Annotated in this window: 25 protein-coding genes and 1 pseudogene; 7 read left to right on the top strand and 19 right to left on the bottom strand. The window is 68.3% G+C overall.

All coding sequences use genetic code 11. The features are described from left to right. Positions 1-25 precede the first annotated feature (25 nt). From K3A84_RS06745 to K3A84_RS06730, 4 genes are all read right to left on the bottom strand, one after another. Positions 26-526 (bottom strand): DNA-deoxyinosine glycosylase, encoded by a 501-nt coding sequence (locus tag K3A84_RS06745; protein ID WP_225008560.1) that lies wholly within the window; start codon positions 524-526, stop codon positions 26-28. Further along, complete coding sequence (locus K3A84_RS06740) at positions 523-1,587, bottom strand: zinc ribbon domain-containing protein (RefSeq protein ID WP_225008559.1); 1,065 nt, start codon at positions 1,585-1,587, stop codon at positions 523-525. Before K3A84_RS06740 ends, K3A84_RS06745 begins: the two co-directional genes overlap by 4 nt. A gap of 106 nt (positions 1,588-1,693) precedes the next feature. Further along, positions 1,694-3,124, bottom strand: a complete 1,431-nt coding sequence (leuC, locus tag K3A84_RS06735; RefSeq protein ID WP_225008558.1) for a 3-isopropylmalate dehydratase large subunit — start codon at positions 3,122-3,124, stop codon at positions 1,694-1,696. Between the two features lie 89 nt (positions 3,125-3,213). Beyond that, positions 3,214-3,582, bottom strand: coding sequence for a hypothetical protein (locus K3A84_RS06730; RefSeq protein ID WP_225008557.1), 369 nt, complete (start codon positions 3,580-3,582; stop codon positions 3,214-3,216). Between the two features lie 149 nt (positions 3,583-3,731). Here K3A84_RS06730 and K3A84_RS06725 point away from each other — a divergent pair, with 149 nt between their 5' ends. Together K3A84_RS06725 and K3A84_RS06720 are read left to right on the top strand one after the other, a co-directional pair. After that, entirely contained in the window at positions 3,732-4,247 is a 516-nt protein-coding gene (locus tag K3A84_RS06725) for a sterol desaturase family protein (protein WP_225008556.1), read from the top strand. 5 nt (positions 4,248-4,252) lie between these two features. Continuing rightward, positions 4,253-5,008, top strand: coding sequence for a COG4705 family protein (locus K3A84_RS06720; protein WP_225008555.1), 756 nt, complete (start codon positions 4,253-4,255; stop codon positions 5,006-5,008). Here K3A84_RS06720 and K3A84_RS06715 read toward each other — a convergent pair. The 13 genes from K3A84_RS06715 to K3A84_RS06655 form a co-directional block, all read right to left on the bottom strand. Continuing rightward, positions 4,995-5,531 carry a hypothetical protein gene (locus K3A84_RS06715; RefSeq protein WP_225008554.1) on the bottom strand — a complete coding sequence of 179 codons (537 nt, stop codon included), beginning with the start codon at positions 5,529-5,531 and terminating at the stop codon, positions 4,995-4,997. The genes K3A84_RS06720 and K3A84_RS06715 overlap by 14 nt on opposite strands. 200 nt (positions 5,532-5,731) lie before the next feature. Then, positions 5,732-7,585: a calcium-binding protein gene (locus K3A84_RS06710; protein WP_225008553.1), complete on the bottom strand. Its 1,854-nt coding sequence runs from the start codon at positions 7,583-7,585 to the stop codon at positions 5,732-5,734. A 126-nt stretch (positions 7,586-7,711) separates the two neighbouring features. Beyond that, complete coding sequence (locus K3A84_RS06705) at positions 7,712-8,062, bottom strand: YbaN family protein (RefSeq protein WP_225008552.1); 351 nt, start codon at positions 8,060-8,062, stop codon at positions 7,712-7,714. Between the two features lie 7 nt (positions 8,063-8,069). Further along, on the bottom strand, positions 8,070-8,486 hold the full coding sequence (locus tag K3A84_RS06700; protein ID WP_225008551.1) for a SufE family protein: 417 nt from the start codon (positions 8,484-8,486) through the stop codon (positions 8,070-8,072). A gap of 42 nt (positions 8,487-8,528) precedes the next feature. Further along, positions 8,529-8,702, bottom strand: coding sequence for a hypothetical protein (locus K3A84_RS06695; protein ID WP_225008550.1), 174 nt, complete (start codon positions 8,700-8,702; stop codon positions 8,529-8,531). A 33-nt stretch (positions 8,703-8,735) separates the two neighbouring features. Next, a complete protein-coding gene (locus tag K3A84_RS06690; protein WP_225008549.1) occupies positions 8,736-8,972 on the bottom strand; it encodes a hypothetical protein in 237 nt (78 codons plus the stop codon). Positions 8,973-8,986: 14 nt separating this feature from the next. Next, positions 8,987-9,301 carry a hypothetical protein gene (locus K3A84_RS06685; protein ID WP_225008548.1) on the bottom strand — a complete coding sequence of 105 codons (315 nt, stop codon included), beginning with the start codon at positions 9,299-9,301 and terminating at the stop codon, positions 8,987-8,989. After that, positions 9,298-9,621, bottom strand: coding sequence for a hypothetical protein (locus tag K3A84_RS06680; RefSeq protein WP_225008547.1), 324 nt, complete (start codon positions 9,619-9,621; stop codon positions 9,298-9,300). Before K3A84_RS06680 ends, K3A84_RS06685 begins: the two co-directional genes overlap by 4 nt. A 37-nt stretch (positions 9,622-9,658) precedes the next feature. Continuing rightward, entirely contained in the window at positions 9,659-9,943 is a 285-nt protein-coding gene (locus K3A84_RS06675; RefSeq protein WP_225008546.1) for a hypothetical protein, read from the bottom strand. A gap of 30 nt (positions 9,944-9,973) precedes the next feature. Continuing rightward, entirely contained in the window at positions 9,974-10,351 is a 378-nt protein-coding gene (pspC, locus tag K3A84_RS06670; protein WP_225008545.1) for an envelope stress response membrane protein PspC, read from the bottom strand. A 1-nt stretch (position 10,352) separates the two neighbouring features. Further along, on the bottom strand, positions 10,353-10,658 hold the full coding sequence (gene pspB / locus K3A84_RS06665; protein WP_225008544.1) for an envelope stress response membrane protein PspB: 306 nt from the start codon (positions 10,656-10,658) through the stop codon (positions 10,353-10,355). Positions 10,659-10,662: 4 nt separating this feature from the next. After that, positions 10,663-11,496, bottom strand: coding sequence for a phage shock protein PspA (gene pspA / locus K3A84_RS06660; protein WP_404823124.1), 834 nt, complete (start codon positions 11,494-11,496; stop codon positions 10,663-10,665). Positions 11,497-11,498: 2 nt separating this feature from the next. Continuing rightward, entirely contained in the window at positions 11,499-11,657 is a 159-nt protein-coding gene (locus K3A84_RS06655) for a hypothetical protein (RefSeq protein ID WP_225008543.1), read from the bottom strand. A gap of 191 nt (positions 11,658-11,848) precedes the next feature. On the opposite strand from K3A84_RS06655, the gene pspF reads away from it, so the two are divergent. Genes pspF through recF form a run of 3 tightly spaced genes read left to right on the top strand, consistent with a single transcriptional unit; the run spans position 11,849 to position 14,248 of the window. Next, a complete protein-coding gene (pspF, locus tag K3A84_RS06650) occupies positions 11,849-12,886 on the top strand; it encodes a phage shock protein operon transcriptional activator (RefSeq protein ID WP_225008542.1) in 1,038 nt (345 codons plus the stop codon). Next, positions 12,886-13,113 carry a hypothetical protein gene (locus tag K3A84_RS06645; RefSeq protein ID WP_225008541.1) on the top strand — a complete coding sequence of 76 codons (228 nt, stop codon included), beginning with the start codon at positions 12,886-12,888 and terminating at the stop codon, positions 13,111-13,113. The genes pspF and K3A84_RS06645 overlap by 1 nt, the downstream gene beginning before the upstream one ends. Positions 13,114-13,162: 49 nt before the next feature. Then, positions 13,163-14,248 (top strand): DNA replication/repair protein RecF, encoded by a 1,086-nt coding sequence (gene recF, locus K3A84_RS06640; protein WP_225008540.1) that lies wholly within the window; start codon positions 13,163-13,165, stop codon positions 14,246-14,248. Here the strand turns inward: recF and K3A84_RS06635 are convergent. Continuing rightward, positions 14,245-14,922 (bottom strand): arylesterase, encoded by a 678-nt coding sequence (locus tag K3A84_RS06635; RefSeq protein WP_225008539.1) that lies wholly within the window; start codon positions 14,920-14,922, stop codon positions 14,245-14,247. The two genes, recF and K3A84_RS06635, sit on opposite strands and share 4 nt — an antisense overlap. Positions 14,923-15,039: 117 nt before the next feature. Here K3A84_RS06635 and K3A84_RS06630 point away from each other — a divergent pair, with 117 nt between their 5' ends. Further along, a complete protein-coding gene (locus tag K3A84_RS06630) occupies positions 15,040-15,726 on the top strand; it encodes an ABC transporter ATP-binding protein (protein ID WP_225008538.1) in 687 nt (228 codons plus the stop codon). Then, positions 15,723-18,260, top strand: coding sequence for an ABC transporter permease (locus tag K3A84_RS06625; RefSeq protein WP_225008537.1), 2,538 nt, complete (start codon positions 15,723-15,725; stop codon positions 18,258-18,260). Before K3A84_RS06630 ends, K3A84_RS06625 begins: the two co-directional genes overlap by 4 nt. Positions 18,261-18,264: 4 nt before the next feature. On the opposite strand, the pseudogene K3A84_RS06620 reads toward K3A84_RS06625, so the two are convergent. Then, positions 18,265-18,706 (bottom strand): annotated as a pseudogene (locus K3A84_RS06620) (SRPBCC family protein). Between the last annotated feature and the right edge of the window lie 4 nt (positions 18,707-18,710).

Here is an 18,710-nt window from a genome sequence, read left to right as displayed (position 1 = left end):
GAGAGGCGGACCGCAATTGCAAGTTTCAGCGCAGGAATTTTCGCAGGGCGTTCCACGATTCCTGCTTTTCTTGCCACGTAACGCGGCAATAGGCCGGACTGCTGGACGCAAGCTGAACGAAGGCCAGCGGGCTGTTGGGGGCAAACTGGCGACGCCCGATGCGGGCCGAGGTGCCGCCGTTGAAGCCAACCGCGCGCAAGGCCGGCAGCGTGGCGGCGAGCTCTGCCAGCGGAGCCGCCTCCACCTCGCGGATCGCGGTATCGAGGCTGCCCGCCCGCCGTGCACGCGCCACGCTGTCCCACAAGCCAATGCCTGCCGCCAGCAGGGCGGCAAGGCGCGCGTCATAATCCAGCGCCGCCACATCGCGCCCGATCACGCCGCCGATCAGCCGCCAGAACTGGTTCTGCGGATGCGCGTAGTAGCGCGCGGCGCGCAGCGAGGCCTCGCCCGGCAGGCTGCCGAGCACCAGCACGCGCGTATCGGGCGCAACCACGGGCGCGAAGGCGGATTTGGGCGCTTCGTTCAAGTCGGTGCGTGCGCCTTTTCGTCCGACGCCGCGCCGCAGGTCATGCAGAAGCGGAAGAACGCCATCTTGCGCGTATCGCAGGCGTGGCAGTGATCGAACAACGTCAGCCCGCAATGGACGCAGAAGTTGGCCTCGGCCTCGCCCGTGGTGGCGATGGGGCGGTCGCAGCCGGGGCAGACCTTCGCGGCCATCTTGCGGAAGGCTTCGTCCTGATCGACGCGCGCGCGGCGCTCCGCCTCGCCCTGCGCCTCGGCCGCCTGTCGGCTGGCGAGCCAGGCGCGCATGTTGCGGATCAGGAAGTGCCCCGCCGCCAGCGTCAGCGCGATGCCCACGGCGTAGCGGACATAGCCGCCGTAGCTCGGCAGGTAGGGCACCAGTTCGACGAAGAACACGAACACGGCGGCGAGCACGAAGCCGCGCGCCAGCGGCCAGTAATCGCTCTGGCGCTTCTTCACGACCATCCACGCCGCCGCCGCCAGCATCGGCAGCGTGATGGCGAGGCGCAGGGCGAACACGCGCAGTTCCTGCCAGAAGCGCGCGCGTTCCTGCGCGGGCACCGCATCGCGCTCCGCCTGGTATTGCGCCAGCCGAATCGCACTCATGCGCTGTTCGAGCGGGACCTTGTCGTTCTCCAGCGTGGCGATGCGCGACTGGATGGTACGCTCGGTGTCCTTGAGCTGTTCGAGCGCGCGGGTGCGCGACAGCACTTCGGGGTCCTGCTGCGGATCGGTGGTGGCGGTGCGCGCGGCGATCCACGCCTTGAAGGTCTCGCTGGCGGTCTGCGAGGCGCGCTGCGCCTGGGTCAATTGCAGGCGCTGGATCTCCAGCTTGTCGTCGATCCGCGCGGCGGTGACGGTTGCACTGGCCAGTTCGGCCGAGAGGCGCTGCTGCGCCGCGCTCGGCCCGGCGGGCGCGGCGATGACCGTTTCATCGACGAGCGGCAGGTCGCCGATCACGAGATTGCCAAGCCCGATCAGGAAGCCTGCAAAGACCACCGAGACCAGCCACAGCACGCCGCCATAAAGGCGTTCCTGCGCGCGGACACCCTTGATCAGTTCCATCCCCGTCCCCTCCGTGTGGAAGGGGTGAGGCTAGTGCGCGGACGGGGGCGTGTAAACCTGCCCACCCCCAACCCCTCCCGAACGCGGGAGGGGAGATGGACGAGCCTCAGACGAGGTCGCGAACGTCGGTCAGCTTGCCCGTCACGGCGGCGGCAGCGGCCATTGCCGGGCTGACGAGGTGGGTGCGCGCGCCCGGCCCCTGGCGACCGACGAAGTTGCGGTTGCTGGTGGACGCGCAGCGTTCGCCTGCGGGCACCTTGTCCGGGTTCATGCCGAGGCACGCCGAGCAGCCCGGTTCACGCCATTCGAAGCCGGCGTCGGTGAACACCTTGTCCAGCCCTTCAGCCTCGGCCTGTTCCTTGACCAGCCCCGAGCCCGGCACGACGATCGCCCACTTGACGTTGGCGGCCTTGGTGCGGCCCTTGAGGATCGCGGCGGCGGCGCGCAGGTCCTCGATGCGGCTGTTGGTGCAGCTGCCGATGAAGATGTTCTGGACCTCGACGTCCTGCAGCCGCTGGCCGGGGACGAGCCCCATGTAGTCGAGCGACTTGCGTGCGGCTTCCTGCTTGGATGCATCGGCAAAGCTTTCGGGCGCCGGAACCACCGCGGTGATCGGCAGCACGTCTTCGGGACTGGTGCCCCAGGTGACCGAAGGCGCGATATCGGCGGCGTCGATCACCACGACCTTGTCGTACTTCGCGCCCGGATCGGTGGCGAGGCTGGTCCACCATGCCACGGCGGCATCCCATTCGGCACCCTTGGGCGCATAGGGGCGGCCCTTGAGGTAGGCGAAGGTCTTGTCGTCGGGCGCGATCAACCCGGCGCGCGCGCCGTGTTCGATCGCCATGTTCGACACGGTCAGGCGGCCCTCGATCGACAGGTCGCGGATCACGTTGCCGGTATATTCGATGACATAGCCGGTGCCGCCCGAGGCGCCCAGTACGCCGGTGATGTGCAGCACCACGTCCTTGGCCGAGACGCCGGGGGTCAGCGTGCCTTCGACGCGCACTTCCATCGCCTTCGACTGCTTGAGCAGCAAGGTCTGCGTGGCGAGCACATGCTCGACCTCGCTGGTGCCGATGCCGAAGGCCAGCGCGCCGAGGCCGCCGTGGCAGGCGGTGTGGCTGTCGCCGCACACGATCGTCGCACCGGGCAGCGAGAAGCCCTGCTCCGGCCCGACGACGTGGACGATGCCCTGTTCGCGGTCGGTCGCGCCGATGTAGCGGATGCCGAAGGCGGGGGCATTCTTTTCCAGCATGGCGAGCTGCTGCGCGCTTTCGGCGTCCTCGATCGGCAGGCGGTTGCCCGCCGCATCGCGCCGCGCGGTGGTGGGCAGGTTGTGGTCGGGCACCGCCAGCGTCAGGTCGGGACGGCGCACCTTGCGCCCGGCCACGCGCAGCGCCTCGAACGCCTGCGGGCTCGTCACCTCGTGGACGAGGTGTCGGTCGATGTAGATCAGGCTGGTGCCATCGTCGCGATTTTCGACAACGTGGGAATCCCAGATCTTCTGGTAGAGCGTGCGCGGGTTCTGAGCCATGGCCAGCGGGTTAGGCGCGCCCCGCCCGCTTTTCAAGCAGGAAAGGCGCGCCTTGTTGCCCGATCGCGTAATTTAATTACGCCCTTTGCTCAGCCGCGACGGCCATCGCGGTCCCAGCGCTCCATGCGCAAGTGCGCGCGGACATTGGCGACGCGACGTTCGAGCGTGCGATATTCGCTCCGGTCCAGCCCGCCGCGCGCGAAATAGGCGTACTGGCGCTGGATCTCGCGCGCTTCGCGGCGCAGGCCTTCGGCCTCACGGCCTGAAATGGCGCGGTTTCGTTGCGCCTTGTCGATCTGCCAGCGCAGGCCGTCGATGTCCTGGCGGATATCGGCGTTGCGCGCCGGGGTGGAATGCGCGGCATCGTTGTGATGGCGGCCCCAGCCTTGCGCGCTGGCAGGCGCGGCGGCCGACAGGATCGCGGCGGGGACAAGGGCGGCAAGAACGAGCTTCTTCATGGCGTTGGTCCTTTGTTTCCGGGCGGCGGATTTCGTGCCGCTCACCCGAAGGACCATGTCGCCAACCCCATGAATGGCCGCGAAATCGGTTGTCTCATCCCGGCCAGAAAGTGTCGCGGATTGTCGCGCGAGAGAGTAGAGACGACCCCATGGATACCGTGCTTGCCATCGTCATCGTACTCGCCACCGTGCTCGCCATGGAGGGCGTCGCGTGGTCCAGCCACAAGTACATCATGCACGGCTTCGGCTGGGGCTGGCATCGCGACCACCACGAACGCCACGACCGCTTCTTCGAGAAGAACGATCTCTACGCGCTGGTCGGCGCGGCGATGTCGATAAGCATGTTCGCGCTGGGCAGCCCGCTGATCATGGGGGCTCGGGCCTGGTGGCCAGGCACGTGGATCGGCCTGGGCGTGCTGTTCTATGGCGTGATCTACACATTGGTTCATGATGGCCTCGTCCACCAGCGCTGGTTTCGCTACGTACCCAACCGGGGCTATGCCAAGCGGCTGGTCCAGGCGCACAAGCTGCACCATGCCACACAGGGCAAGGAAGGCGGCGTCAGCTTCGGCTTCGTGTTCGCGCGCGATCCCGCCGTGCTGAAGCAGGAACTGAAAGCACAGCGCGAGCGTGGTATCGCCGTACTGCGCGAGGCGGTGGAGTAAGACGCATGGGTGACGTTCGCGGCAGCAAGGTGGCGGCGGCCACGCTCGGCTTCTGGATCATCAAGATCCTCGCCACCACGCTGGGCGAGACGGCGGGCGACACGCTGTCGATGACCTTCGATTTCGGCTATCTTGCCAGCACCGGCATCTTCGTGGCCGTGCTGCTGGTGCTGGCCATGGCGCAAGTGCGCGCGGACCGCTTCCGCCCGGCGCTCTACTGGGCGACGATCATCGCCTCGACCACGGCGGGCACGACGCTGGCCGATTTCGCCACGCGCTCGCTCGGCATCGGCTATGCCGGCGGTTCGGCGCTGCTGCTGGCCCTGGTGCTCGCCTCGCTGGCGGCGTGGCATTTCGTGACCGGCGCGGTGAAGATCGACCATCTGACCGACCGGCGCTCGGAGTGGTTCTACTGGCTGACGATCTCGCTGTCGCAGACGCTGGGCACCGCGCTGGGCGACTGGACGGCGGATACCAATGGCCTCGGCTATCTGGGCGGGGCGACCGTGTTCGCCATCGCGCTCGCAGGGATCGCGGCGCTCTACTTCACGACCCGCGTCAACCGCGTGGCGCTGTTCTGGGCGGCGTTCATCCTCACCCGCCCGCTGGGCGCGACGGTGGGCGATTTCCTCGACAAGCCGCTGGCCAAGGGCGGGCTCGATTTCAGCCGCCCGCTGGCCTCGACGGTGCTGCTGGTCGCGATCGTGCTGCTGGTGGCGGTGCTGCCGCAGCGCGCCAAGGGTGGCATCACGCCAGGTTGATCTCGTTCAGCACGCGCTTGGCCGCGACGCGGAAGCGCAGCGCATCGGGCACGGTGACCGCTTCCCCGCGCGTCGCCTCGGCCCGCAGCGCCGCGAGTTCGGCCACTTGCGCGCGGACACGCAAGTCCAACGCCTCGGTCCGGCCACGCCGCGTCAGGCGCGCCAGTCCCTCCTCGACCCGCCCCCATGCATCCAGCACGGCGGCGCTGGGCGAAATTTCCAGCAGTTGCAAAAAGCGCGCGTGATCGCCCGACAGTGCCAGCTCGGGCTCCTCGTCCGGCGCGGGGAGCGGCGGCGGAAAGGGCGCGGTGCGCTCCAGCCGGTCGAGCCGCCGCGAAAAGCGCGCCGACTTGTCGCCCCAGCGCAATTCGTCGAGCCGGTGCAACAGCGCCCGCCATTGCGCGCGGAATAGCAGCGCCATAGCGATCAACGCCAGCGGCCAGGCCAGCGCGTCCGCCAGTGCGACCAGCCGATCGAACCAGACCATCGAACCCGCCGCCTTGGCGACCGTCACCGTAACCATAGTGCTGCGACTCCAGACCTCCTGAAGCGCACGCTAGAATAAGAACATAAAGTGAACAAGTGGGGCGAAGCGGCGGGCGTGTCGGCAAAGGCTGCAGCAAAGGCTGCCATCGCCAAGGACGAGGGGCCGGCCCGCAGGTTGCGGACCGGCCCCCGTTGCCTCATCCGTTGCCGGACGCGGACGATCAGGCGATCAGGCGATCAGGCGATCATCAGGTCGTGGAACGCACGATCATAGCCGGTCGCGCCGAAGCCCGAGGTGGTGGCGAAATCGCCTTCCTCGACCTGGCTGACGCCCAGCAGCGTCAGCGTGCCGCCGCTGGTTAGCGTGACGCGGGTGTCGGCCACGCCATCGGCGTTGAAGTCGCCGTGCGTCTCGCCCTTGAACCACACGCCTTCGCCCAGCAGGATCACGTCCTGGCCGTGGGTGAAATCGGTGATCGTGTCATTGCCCGCCGGGGCTTTCTTGCCGTCTTCGAGGCGGCTGTAGTCGAAGGTGTCGCGTCCTGCGCCGCCGGTCAGGCGGTCGTCGCCACGGCCGCCGACGAGCACGTCGTTGCCGGTCATGCCATCGAGCACGTCGTTGCCGTTGTTGCCGAACAGCGTGTCGTTGTTCGAACCGCCGCGGATGGTGTCGTTGCCGTTGAAGCCGCGGATCGTGTTGGCGGCGGCATCGCCGTTCAGCACGTCGTCGCCGTTGGCGCCGTCCTGGACGTCGTCGACCTTCATCAGCAGGAGCTGGCCCTGCTCGATGGTTGCCGGATCGCCGGTCGTCTTGTGGATCTGCGCATCAAGCAGATAGGCGCGGGTGTCGGCATCGCCCCAGATCGAAGTGACGTCGATCACGCCCGAGCTTTCCTCGTCCTGCGTGATGAAACCGGCGGCCGCCGGAGTGAACTTGGCCGGGTCGAAGGTCAGGATCGACGACAGCGTGTCGGTGGCGATGTCGTATTCATAGACCTTGGCGATGTAGGCGTTGTTGCCCGGATCTTCCTGCAGGATGACCTTGCCGTTCGCCACGGTCAGGTTGTCGAACATGTGCTGGCCTTCGCTGCCATCGAGCACGGCTTCGATCGTGCCACCCGCTTCGGGGTTGCTGATGTCGGCGAAGGTCGCCTTGTAGAGGCGCGAGTTGCCGGTGAAGCTGTTGGTCGTGGTGAAGTACAGGACGTTGGGGTGTTCCGGATCCCAGGCGCTGTCTTCGGGGCGCAGGAAGCTGGTGACGCCCTGCGATTCGCTGGCGGCGTCGATCTGCGCACCGGTCTTGTTCGCGGCATCGACGATCTGTTCGAGCGAGAACGTGCCGTTGGCGGCGGTGAGGTTGGTTTCGTCGGTGAAACCGGTCACCTTGATGCCGAACAGCGAACCGTTGGTGAGGCCGGCCTTGTCGACTTCGGTGCCGGTGGCCTGCTTCTGGCCGACGTAGATGTAGACCTGGCCGTTCTGGCCGTCGTCAGTGGCGGCAACGATGGTCTTGTTCTGGGCGAAAGGGTTCGCCGTCAGATTCTCGAACGAGAGGTTGCCGAGCGCGGGCAGTTCATAGGCGGTGCCGGCGTTGGCGCCCGATACGATCGTGGCGACCGCGCGGCCTTCGACGCCCGATTCCTCGCCCGTCAGGAAGATGCGCGCATCGGTGCCGACGCCCGTGGCGACGTTGAAATAGGCCGTGGCGTCGGCCAGGTCGCCCGAGCAGAAGCGGCTGAAGTTGGTGGTGCCGGCGACGTATTGCGTGCCGTTCCAGAGGTTGACGGTCTTCATCGCATCGTCACCGCCGACAACGGCCAGGGTCGACTTGTCGATGATCATGGTGTCGATGTAGGCGCCGGTGCCGCCATGGTCGCGGACCGAACCGCCGCTGGCGATTTCGTGATCGAGGATCACGGTGACGGTGCCGTCGCCGTTGTCGAACGCGCCGATGCCGTCGGGAATGCCGCCGAACACGCCGGTGGTGCTGCCGGTCAGGGCGTCGCCCGTGGTGAGGATCGAGGTGATGGTGACGTTGGGTTCAAGCGCGAGCAGGAACGGATCGGTGGTCGTCGAAGGTCCGGTAGCCATGTTTGGTCCCCTAGGCTGGTTGGATGGGGCACAGGGCTAGGGACCAATTACGAAAGATTAACGAAGATTAAAAGTCTGCTACGTTACAAATCGATACAGTCCTGATACCGTTCGATATTGCAGCACCTATTCCGCGCGGGTCCAGATCCACGTTCCCGACAGTGCCATGACGCCCCCCGGGATCAGCACCCACGGCCAGCCTGCGGTCAGCGCCGTCACCGCCACGCTCACCGCCATGGCCAGCAGCGCCGCCTTCTTGGCGCGGCGCGGGATCACCCGCCGTTCGCGCCAGTCGCGCAAGGGCGGGCCCCATCTGGGGTGATCGAGCAGGCGCTGCTCCCACACGGGATTGCCGCGCGCAAAGCAGAACAGCGCCAGCAGCAGGAACGGCACCGTGGGCAGCAGCGGCAGGAACGCGCCCACCGCGCCGATGGCGACGAAAGCTAGGCCCGCGCCCGTCCAAAGATGGCGGCGCAAGGGCGTCCTAACCCGCGGCGGCAAGGCGCGCGGCATGGTCGCGCACCAGCGCGATCATGTTGGGCACCCCTTGCGTGCGGTTGCTGGAAAGCTGGTTCTTGAGGTCGAACGGCGCGAGACGATCGGCGATGTCGGTCGCGGCGACTTCGGCCGCAGGGCGATCCTGCACCGCCGCCAGCACCAGCGCGACGATGCCCTTGGTGATCGCGGCGTTGCTGTCGGCAAGGAAGTGCAGGTGTTCGCCCGCACCTTGCGTTACCGGATAGACCCAGACGCTGGCCGAACAGCCACGCACCAGCGTGGCGTCGGTCTTGAGCGCATCGGGCATCGGCTCCAGCTCGCGCCCCAGTTCGATCAGCAGACGATAGCGTTCGTCGCCGTCGAGAAATTCGTACTCTTCGCGGATGTCATCAAGGCTGCGCATCAGCGGGCCTTAGCAGACGCGCAGGCTGCCTCAAGCGTACCCTCAGGCAAAAATGCCGCCCGGGCGGGTGAACACGTAGTAGAGTACATAGACCCACGACAGCACGCCGTGGATCGTGGCCCACACCACCGACTTGTGCAGGCTCCACGAAATCGCGACGGCAATGGCGCTGCCAAGCCCGATCCCTGCCTTTGCGCCGTCTGATGCCTTGCTCATCGGATCGTCCTTTCGAATTGGCGGTCGCGCGCCTCAACGCTCGCGCAGCGATTCGATCTCGTGCGCCAGGCGGCGCGTCTCGGTCCCGTCGGTGACGATGCGCTCGACCACTTCGAGCCGCTTGCGCAAGTCGGCGACTTCGCGTTCGAGCTGGGCGGTATAGGCCGGATCGGGACCGCCATTGCCCGAGTGGCCGCGATAGCGTGCGGCGCGCATATTGGCGAAAGCGATGATCGCGACGATGGCGACAGCGGCGCTCCAGAATCCCACGGCGTGTCGTTCCCTCAGCTCGCCCGTGCTTCGCGCAGGGCTTCGATCTGTCCGGCCAGCGCCGGGTTCTGTTCCACGGCACGGCCGATTTCGTCGGCCAGGCTCGCGGCGCGGTCGGTGGCAATGCGTTCGAGCACGCGCACCCGCTGCTCCAGCCGCTCGGCCCCGGCGGCATATTGCGCAGCCTTTTCGGCGGTGCGCGCGGCCAGCAGCTCCAGTTCCTTCTCGCGCAGGTCCATCCGCCGCTTGTAGGCGTCCAGCCCCATGCCCATCGCGCAGATCAGCAGCAGCACCAGCGCGCAGAAGGCGAAGACCTCCATGCCGGTCATTGCGCCCTCCGGTCGAGCGGCTCCGACCGAAGCGCCTCGATCTGGTGGGTCAGCGCATAGCCGCTGTCGGTAACGATCCGCTCGACATTGGCGAGCCGGTCCTTGACCGCCCCCATCTCGGCGCGCAGCTGGGCGTTTTCCTGCGTCAGCAGCGCGACCCGCTGCTGCGCGGCATCATCGGTCTTTGGATAGACCGCCTTGCCCCACGAGTTTTCCAGCGGATAGCCGTGGCGCACGCGCAGCCAGGTATTGACCACCCAGCCGACGGTGATGGCAATGGCCGGCACGCCGATCATCGCGGGCGAAAGATCGAACGGCATTGGACTTCTCCCCTTTTGGTCTGTTGTTGCCGACGCGTCAGGCGTGGCCTGCGGGCCGGTGCGCGCCGTCATCGATCCGGCGCGTGTCGCGCAGCGCCTCGATCTGGACGGCGACGTCGTAGCCCTTGTCGGTGACGATGCGCTCCAGCACCCGCACGCGGGTCTCCAGCGCCTGGTTCTGCGCGGCGTATTGCGCTGCCTTCTCGGCGGTGGCAGCCGCGCGGATTTCGGCCAGCTTGCCGCTGTGGCGGGTCCAGATCGCAAGGCCACCCAGCAGGAACGGGGCGAGTGGGATCAGGACGAAGATGCTATCAGGATTCATCGGATTTCCCCCTGTTCCCCCGCCTGCGGCTCAACGCAGGCTTTCGATCTCGGCCGACAGGCGCGGATTGCCAGAGACGTAGAACTGTTCGACATCGGCGAGGCGGCGGTCGATGTCGCGGAACTGGGCGCGCACTTCGCGGGCGGTGCGGCCGGGCGACTGGCGCACGCCCTGCCAGAACTTCTGCTCCTGACGGTCGGCATAGAGATAGGGCGGCTTCTTCTCCGACAGGAAGCCCAGCACGATATAGGCGAGCGGCAGGAAGCCGAGGCCGCACACCGTGCCGATGACCAGGCCGAGGCGCACCCACAGCACGTCCACGCCGGTGTAGTCCGCGATCCCCGCGGCCACGCCCATGAACTTGCCGTTGACCTTGTCGCGGTAGAAACGGGTCCGTTGCGCGGTCATGTTACAGGCTCCCCTTCTTTTCGGCGAGCATACGGTCCAGCTCGCGCAGCTTCTGGTTGTCGGTTTCGCGGTCGTGATGAAGGCGCGCCGGATGGAAGTCCGGGTTGTCGGCGGCGACGAGGCGCTCGACCGTGTCCATGCGTTCGTCGAGGCGACGGGCGAGCTGGTACAGTTCCTCCAGCAGCGCCTCATCGCCCGAGGTCAGCGTGGCGGCGGTCTTCCAGCGGGTGATGTAGTGGAGGATGATCCATGGCAGGCCGACGAACAGCATGCCGACGACGCCGATGGGAACAAGCACTTCTTCCATGGCCTCAGCCCTCCTTGTTGCTCAGCGCGCGCTTCATCGCGGCCAGTTCCTCGTCGATCTTGTCCTGCCCGGCGAGCGCGGCGATCTCGTCAGCCAGGTTCGGCGCGGTGCCATCGGCAAGGCCCAGCGCATCGGCGCGGCCTTCGGCGTAATCGACGCGGCGTTCGAGCTGGTCGAAACGGGCGAGCGCTTCGTCGACGCGCTCGTTGGTCAGCAAGCTGCGCAGGCGCACACGGTTCTCCGCGCTTTCGAGGCGGGCGGCGATCGCCGTCTGGCGGCTGCGGGCTTCGCGCAGGCGGGTCTGCAGCTTCTCGATATCCTGTTCGTAGGCACGCATCGAATCGTCGAGCACGGCGATCTCGGTCGTCAGTTGCCCGACCATGTCGGCGGCCTTCTTCTTTTCGACGAGTGCAGCGCGGGCCAGATCCTCGCGGTCCTTCGACAGCGCCAGTTGCGCCTTGTCAGCCCAATCGGCCTGCAACCGCTCCAGCTTGATGACGTGGCGCTGCATTTCCTTCTGGTCGGCGATGGTGCGGGCGGCAGACGCGCGCACTTCGACCAGCGCCTCTTCCATCTCCATGATCATCAGCCGGATGGTCTTCGAAGGATCATCGGCCTTGTCGAGCAGGTCGTTGAAATTGGACGAGATGATATCGAGCGTCCGCGAAAAGATGCTCATTCCGTAACCTCCGCGATGGGATGAGGGACGCGGCTGGCCAGCCGTGTCGCGATTGGAAGACTGGCGCTGGCGCAGCGCGTCCAGCTCCGCGTCGAAGCGCGAGGCGCGGCCTTCGCCGTCCCGCGCCCGACGCTCCGGGCCGATCGGGGTCAGGTCCACGGTCACGCCAGCTCCCCGGTGATCGCAGCGCTCGATGCCAGCACCTGCGGCGCGGCGTGGAGCTGCTGGGACAGCGCGAAGCAGTTCATCGCCACCACCGCCAGGATGCTGGCGAGGCTTGCGCGGCCGAGCTTGGTCGAGAAGAAGCGGGCGGTGTACATGGTCTTTCTCCGGGGTCCGCCGGTCTGGTCCGGCAGGCTTGTTCACCTTTCAGCAAGCCCTGTGCCAAATGGCATCCGCGCCCGATTTCAGCGGCTTTTACCGATCGCCCGCCGCAACGCGTTGGGAAATCTTGCGCAAGGTTGGGAAAATATGCCATCCCTTGGCGCGTATTTGAAATGAGGGCGGAAAAGTGGATCGCGAAGTCCAGTTCATCGGCCAGTCGGGCGCCTTCCTCGATGCGGTGGAGCGCGCCAGCCGCGCCGCGCCGATGCGGCGCCCGGTGCTGGTGATCGGCGAACGCGGGACCGGCAAGGAGCTGATCGCCGAACGCCTCCACCGCCTGTCCACGCGCTGGCAGGAACCGCTCGTCACGATGAACTGCGCGGCGCTACCCGAAACGCTGATCGAGGCCGAGCTGTTCGGGCACGAGGCGGGCGCCTTCACCGGCGCCACCCGAGCGCGCGTTGGCAGGTTCGAGGAGGCCGACAAGGGCACGCTGTTCCTCGACGAATTGGGCACGCTGTCGATGGGGGCGCAGGAACGCCTGCTGCGCGCGGTCGAATATGGCGAGGTCACGCGCATCGGCGCCAGCCGGCCGATCCGGGTCGACGTGCGCATCGTCGCCGCCACCAACGAAGACCTGCCCAGAATGGCCGCGCAGAACCGCTTCCGCGCCGACCTGCTCGACCGGTTGAGCTTCGAGGTCATCACCCTGCCGCCGTTGCGCGTGCGCGAAGGTGACATCGCGGTGCTGGCCGACTATTTCGGGCGGCGCATGGCGGCGGAACTGCACTGGGACGCCTGGCCGGGCTTTGCCCCCCACGTCGCCGACCAGCTCGAACGCTACGCTTGGCCCGGCAACGTGCGCGAACTGCGCAACGTGATCGAGCGCGCGGTCTACCGCTGGGACGATCCCACCGTGCCCATCGGCCACGTCCAGTTCGATCCCTTCGAAAGCCCGTGGAAACCGGCGACCACGCCCCACACCCCTGTCCACGCGGCCGCCGCCAACGACGCGCCCGCGCGCCCCGCCCCCCTGCGCGCCGACCTTGACGACATCGCCGACTTGCGCAGCGCCGTGGAAGCGCACGAACGCGCGATCCTCGAACACCACCTGGGGCGCAACCGCTACAACCAGCGCCAGACGGCCAAGGCGCTCGGCCTCACCTACGACCAGTTGCGCCACTGCATGAAGAAGCACGGCCTGATCGAGCGGAGTGCCGGCTGATGGAGCGGGAAATCTGGTTCCGCAAATGGCTCTGGAGTTATGTCCCGGTCCACTGGAAGGGGCTGGCCCTGATCCTCGCGGCGGTGGTCAGCGTTCTGGTGTGCTTCGTGCTCCTCGTGCTGTGCGCGCAGATCTTCCAACGTCCCGCGATCGCCTTCACGATCCCGGTGCCCTTCCTCTACATCCTCATCACGACGCTGCGGATAGCGCAAAGGCACGCCGCGTAGATGGCGACGTTTGCGCCGCGCCCGCAGACGCACTAACGCCCGCCCAGCCATGGCCCTCACCCGCCTGACCCTGCGCGATTTTCGCAACCATGCCGCGACCCGGCTGGAAGAAACGCGCGCGTTCAACGTGCTGGTGGGCGAGAACGGTGCAGGCAAGACCAATGTGCTGGAAGCGATCAGCCTGCTCGCGCCCGGCAAGGGACTGCGCCGCGCCACCGCCGCCGAAATGGCGGGGCGCGACGGCGATGGCAGCTTCGCCGTGGCTGCCGAGATGGAACAGGGCGATATCGCGCTTGCCACGGCCACGACCGCTGCTGCGCCCAACAGCCGCACCGTGCGCATCAATGGTGCAGCAGGCCCGGCCACGCGGCTGGCCGACTGGCTCTCGATCACCTGGCTGACGCCTGCGATGGACCGCCTGTTCGCCGAAAGCCCCGGCGACCGGCGCCGTTTCCTCGACCGGTTGGTGCTGGCGCTGCGCCCCGATCACGCGCGCACCGCCACCCGCTATGAAACCGCGCTGCGCGAACGCAACCGCCTGCTGGCGGACCTTGCCGAGCCCGACCCGGCGTGGCTCGATGCGCTCGAAACACAGCTCGCGGAAACCGGCACGGCGCTGGCCGAGGCGCGGCGCACGCTCGTGGCAGACCTCGCGCGCGTGATCGCCACGCAGCCCGAAGCGCCGTTTGCCCGCCCCAGCCTCGCCTATGCCAGCGAAACGCCCGCTGATCCCGAGGCGCTGCGCCGCCTCTTGCGCGAAAGCCGCCGTCGCGACCGGGCTGCGGGGCGCACGCTGATCGGCCCCCACCGCGACGACCTTGCCGTCATGCTCGCCGCGAAAAACGCTCCCGCTGCCGATTGCTCGACCGGCGAACAGAAGGCGATGCTGATCGCCATCGTCCTCGCCCATGCCGCGCTGACCGCCGCGTCGACCGGGGGCGAACGCCCGCGCCTGCTGCTGCTCGACGAGATCGCAGCGCACCTCGATCCGCTGCGCCGCGTCGCGCTCTACGATCGGCTCGCCGCCTCGGGCGCGCAAGTGTGGATGACCGGGACCGAACTCGCCCCCTTCGCCGAGATCAGCGGTCAAGCGGCGCTGTGGCAGGTGGCCGACGGGAGAGTCGAACGGCTCTAGCGTTCGGCGTCCTTCAGCGCCCCGGCAACCTGCGCCTTGGTCGCCGCGACGATCCGGTCCACCCCTTGCGTATTGGGGTGCATGTGATCTTCCAGCAGCAGCGCGTTCTGGCCGATTACCGGCTGGAGGAAGAACGGCACCAGCCCAGCGTCGTATTTCTTCGCCAGTTGCGGCCAGATCGGGTTGAACGCCTTGACGTAGTCCGCGCCAAGGTTGGGCGCAGCGAGCATCCCCGTCAGCAGAACCGGGATCTTGCGCTTCTGCAACTCGGCCAGGATCGCATCGAGATTGGCGCGCGTCTCTGTCGGCGGCAGCCCCCGCAGCATGTCGTTGCCGCCCAGCCCGACCAGCACCAGCGTCGGCTTGACCGGCTGGTTGTCGAGCGTGAACGCCAGCCGCTGGCGCGCCGCCGCCGTCGTGTCGCCCGAAACGCCTGCGTTGATAACGCGCGCCTTCACCCCGCCCGCATTGAGCGCCGCCTCCAGCTTGGCGGGATAGCTGTCGGTCGGCGGCAGCTGGTATCCGGCATAGAGGCTGTCGCCGAATGCCAGGATCACCGGCGCGTCGGCGGGCACGGGCGACACCGCTGCCGCGGTTTCGACCGGCTGGGGGACCGGCGCCTTGGACGAGCAGGCCGCCAGCAAGAGGGCAAGAACAATCGACGAACGGCGCATCAGGTTCTTTCGGGAAGGTTGCAGGCCGCAACCAATCTAGGCATGGTTGCGGCTGTGACAAGCGATCCCAAAGCGCCGCCCTCCCCCATTCTTTCAGGCCCCTTCCTCTCCGGCCCGGTGATCCTCGCCAAAGGCCTGACGCTCGCGCTGGGTGAAGGCGAGGCGCGCGTCGAGATCCTGCGCGGGATCGACCTGCAGATCGGCGCGGGCGAGACGGTGGCGTTGCTGGGGCCTTCGGGCTCGGGCAAGTCCTCGCTGCTCGCGGTGCTCTCGGGCCTCGAACGCATGAGCGGCGGCACGCTGCTGGTGGCCGGGCAGGATTTCGCGCAGCTTTCGGAAGATGGCCTTGCCGCCGCGCGGCGCGGGCGCATCGGCATCGTGCTGCAGGCCTTCCACCTGCTGCCGACGATGACTGCGCTCGAAAACGTGGCGACACCACTGGAACTGGCAGGCGCCGACGACGCGATGGACATCGCACGCGCGCAGCTTGAAGCGGTCGGCCTCGGCCACCGCCTCGATCACTATCCCACCCAGCTTTCCGGCGGCGAACAGCAGCGCGTCGCCATCGCCCGCGCGCTCGCGCCCGCCCCGCGTATCCTCTTTGCCGATGAGCCCACCGGCAACCTCGACGCCGCGAACGGCGCGGCGGTGGCCGACCTTCTGTTCGCACGCGCCGACGCGGCGGGCGCGACGCTGGTCATGGTCACGCATGACGAAGACCTCGCCCACCGTTGCCAGCGCATCGTGCGGCTGGCCGATGGGCACATCGTTTCGGATGACGCCCCAAGCGGTTCTGCAGCATGAACCTGTCGTGGTCCGCCGCGTGGCGGCTCGCCCGGCGCGGGCTGGACTGGCGCTTTCGGGGCCTGCGCCTGCTGCTCGTCTGCCTCGTCCTCGGCACCGCCGCGCTGGCCGCGATCGGCACGTTGACCGGAGCGATCCGCACCGAGCTTGCGGCGCGCGGGCAGGCGATGCTGGGCGGCGATATCGAGTTCACGCTCGCCGCGCGCACCGCCAGCCCCTCCGAACGCGCCGCGCTGGATCGGCTGGGCACGCTCTCGGTCGGCACGCGGTTGCAGGCCCTCGCCCGCCGTCCGGGCGACCTTGCCGCGACTTTGCCGGTAGAGCTGAAATCGGTCGATGCGCGCTGGCCGCTCTATGGCCGCTTCACGCTGGAGGGTGGCAAGCCCGCAGGCGCGCCTGTCGGCATGACCGCATGGATCGCGCCCGGCGTTGCCGACCGGCTCGGCGTGCGGCCCGGCGACAGGCTCCAGATCGGGCAGGCCGTGCTGAACGTGGGCGGCGTGATCGGCGATGAACCCGACCGGCTGGGCGAAGGCTTCTCGCTCGGCCCGACGGTGATCATCTCGGAGCAGGCGCTCGCGGCGACCGGCCTCGTCCAGGTCGGCTCGATGGCGCGCACCAAGTACCGACTGCGCCTGCCCGCCAGCGCCGACCCGCAGGCGCAGGCCGATGCCGTGAAGGCACAGTTCCCCACCTCCGGCTTCGAGATCCGTACCCGTGACAAGGCCTCGCCCGGTCTTGACCGCTTCGTATCGCGCATGGGCCAGTTCCTCGTGCTCGTCGCGCTGGCCGCGCTCGCCATTGCCGGGATCGGCATCGGCAACGGCGTGTCCTCCTATCTCGAAGCGCGCCGGTCGAGCATCGCCACGCTGAAGATCCTCGGCGCGACCAGCGGCGACGTGGCGCGGATCTTCCTGCTGCAACTCGCCGCCGCCTCGGCCGTGGCCATCGCGCTCGGCCTTGCGCTGGGCGTCGCCGCCACGCCGCTGATCGGGCGCGCCTTGCAGGGTCTGCTACCGATCGAGACCGGCTTCGTGATCGACCCGCTCGCGCTCGCCGTGGCCGCCGCCTACGGCTTGCTGATCGCGCTGACCTTTGCCGCGCCGCCGCTGATCCGCGCGCGCGATTTTCCCGCCATGGCGCTGATGCGCGCCCGCGTCGCGCCGCTGGCCGTGCGCTGGCGCGCATCGGCGTTGCCCGTGGCGCTGGGCGTGGGCGGCATCGCCGCGCTGGCGGTGCTCACCTCGCCGCAGAAGCTGCTGGCGGCGGGCTTCCTTGGCGGCGCAGCCGCGCTGTTCGTGGCGCTGGCCGCGCTGGGATTCGGCCTGACGCGCCTTGCCGCGCACCTGCCCCGGCCCAAGGGCGCGATCGCGCGCATGGCGCTGGCCAACCTGCACCGCCCCGGCGCGCAGACCTCGGCGCTGGTGGTGGCGCTGGGCTTCGGCCTCGCCGCCTTCATGCTGCTGGCGAGCATCCAGACCAGCCTCGATGCCAACATCGCCCGCCGCGTCCCCACCAAGGCGCCCGACTACTTCGTGCTCGACCTGCCACCCGCCGCGCTGCCGCAGTTCGACGCCGTGGTGCACAAGGCCGCGCCCGGCGCGGTGATCCGCACGGTTCCGGCGATGCGCGGCAGCATCGTCGCCTATGGCCCCGAAAGCCACATGATCCGCGTCGCCGATCTCAAGGAGATCCCCGACGATGCCTGGGCGCTGCGCGGCGATCGCGGCCTGACCTATGCGGCGGACCTGCCCGACGGCAACGTGCTGACCGAAGGCTCGTGGTGGCCCAAGGACTACACCGGCGAACCGCTGGTCTCGGTCGACGAGCAACTGCGCACCGTGCTGGGCCTGAAGCTTGGCGACCGGATCACCATCACCCTGCTCGGCGTCGAACGCAGCGCGCGCATCGCCTCGTTCCGCCGCATCGACTGGGATTCGATGGGCTTCAACTATGTGCTGGTGTTCAGCCCCAACGCCATCGCCGATGCGCCGCACAACCTTGCCGCCACGGTCAGCCTGCCCGCCAGCGAGAAGCGCGCGCAAGTTCGCCGCGCGATCCTGTCGGGCCTCGTCACCGCGCTGCCCTCGTCCTCGGTGATCGAGATCGGGCCGGTGCTGGGGCAGGTGCGCGACATCCTGTCGCAGATGGGCACCGCCATACTCGCCGCCGCCAGCGTCGCGGTGCTGGCGGGCATGGCCGTGCTGGCGGGCGCCATCGCCGCCGCGCGCGAACGCCGCCAGTACGACAGCGTGATCCTGCGCGTGCTGGGCGCCAGCCGGGGCCAGTTGCTCACGCTGCTGCTCGCCGAATATGGCCTGCTCTGCGCTCTGCTCGCGCTCGTCGCGCTGGCGCTGGGCACGGGCGCGGGCTGGCTGGTGGTGACCCAGCTGTTCGATTTCGCGTGGCTGCCCGACTGGCCGCGCGTGCTGGGCGTGCTCGCACTGGGCGTCGCGCTGGTGATGGGCCTCGCGCTTGCCGGCTCGCTGTCGCTGCTGCGCACGCGACCCGCGCAGGCGCTGCGCGAGCTTTAGAGGCTCACGCCGCCTCGCACAGCGCCTGCAACTGGTCGGCGCAGGCGTTCCAGCCTTGCTCGAAACCCATCTCGGCGTGGCGCTGCATCGCTTCCTCGGTCCAATGGCGCGCGCTGGCGGTGTAGCGCGTGCCCTCGCCTTCGGGCGCGATTTCCCAGATGCCGATCATGAACGGCCCGGCAGGTTGCAGGTCCGCCGTCACCGCATCGGTCGTCACGAAGCGACGCCCCTCGTCCCACGCGAGGAAGATGCCTTCGTGTGGCGCACACTTCCCCGTCGGGTCCGTACATCGTGATCGACGAACGCCCACCGGCGCGCCGCTCCTGCGCCACGACTTCCGCGCGCCATGGCGAGGGGCACCACCATTCGGCCTGCCGGTTGGCCATGACATCCCACACCTTTTCCGGCGGTGCGGCGATCAGGCGGGTGATGGACAGTTCGTGCATGGCG

This window comes from Novosphingobium percolationis, assembly GCF_020179425.1.
Lineage (GTDB): Bacteria > Pseudomonadota > Alphaproteobacteria > Sphingomonadales > Sphingomonadaceae > Novosphingobium > Novosphingobium percolationis.
Note: the sequence above shows the minus strand (reverse complement) of the source record. Positions and strands in the feature narration are given on the sequence as shown.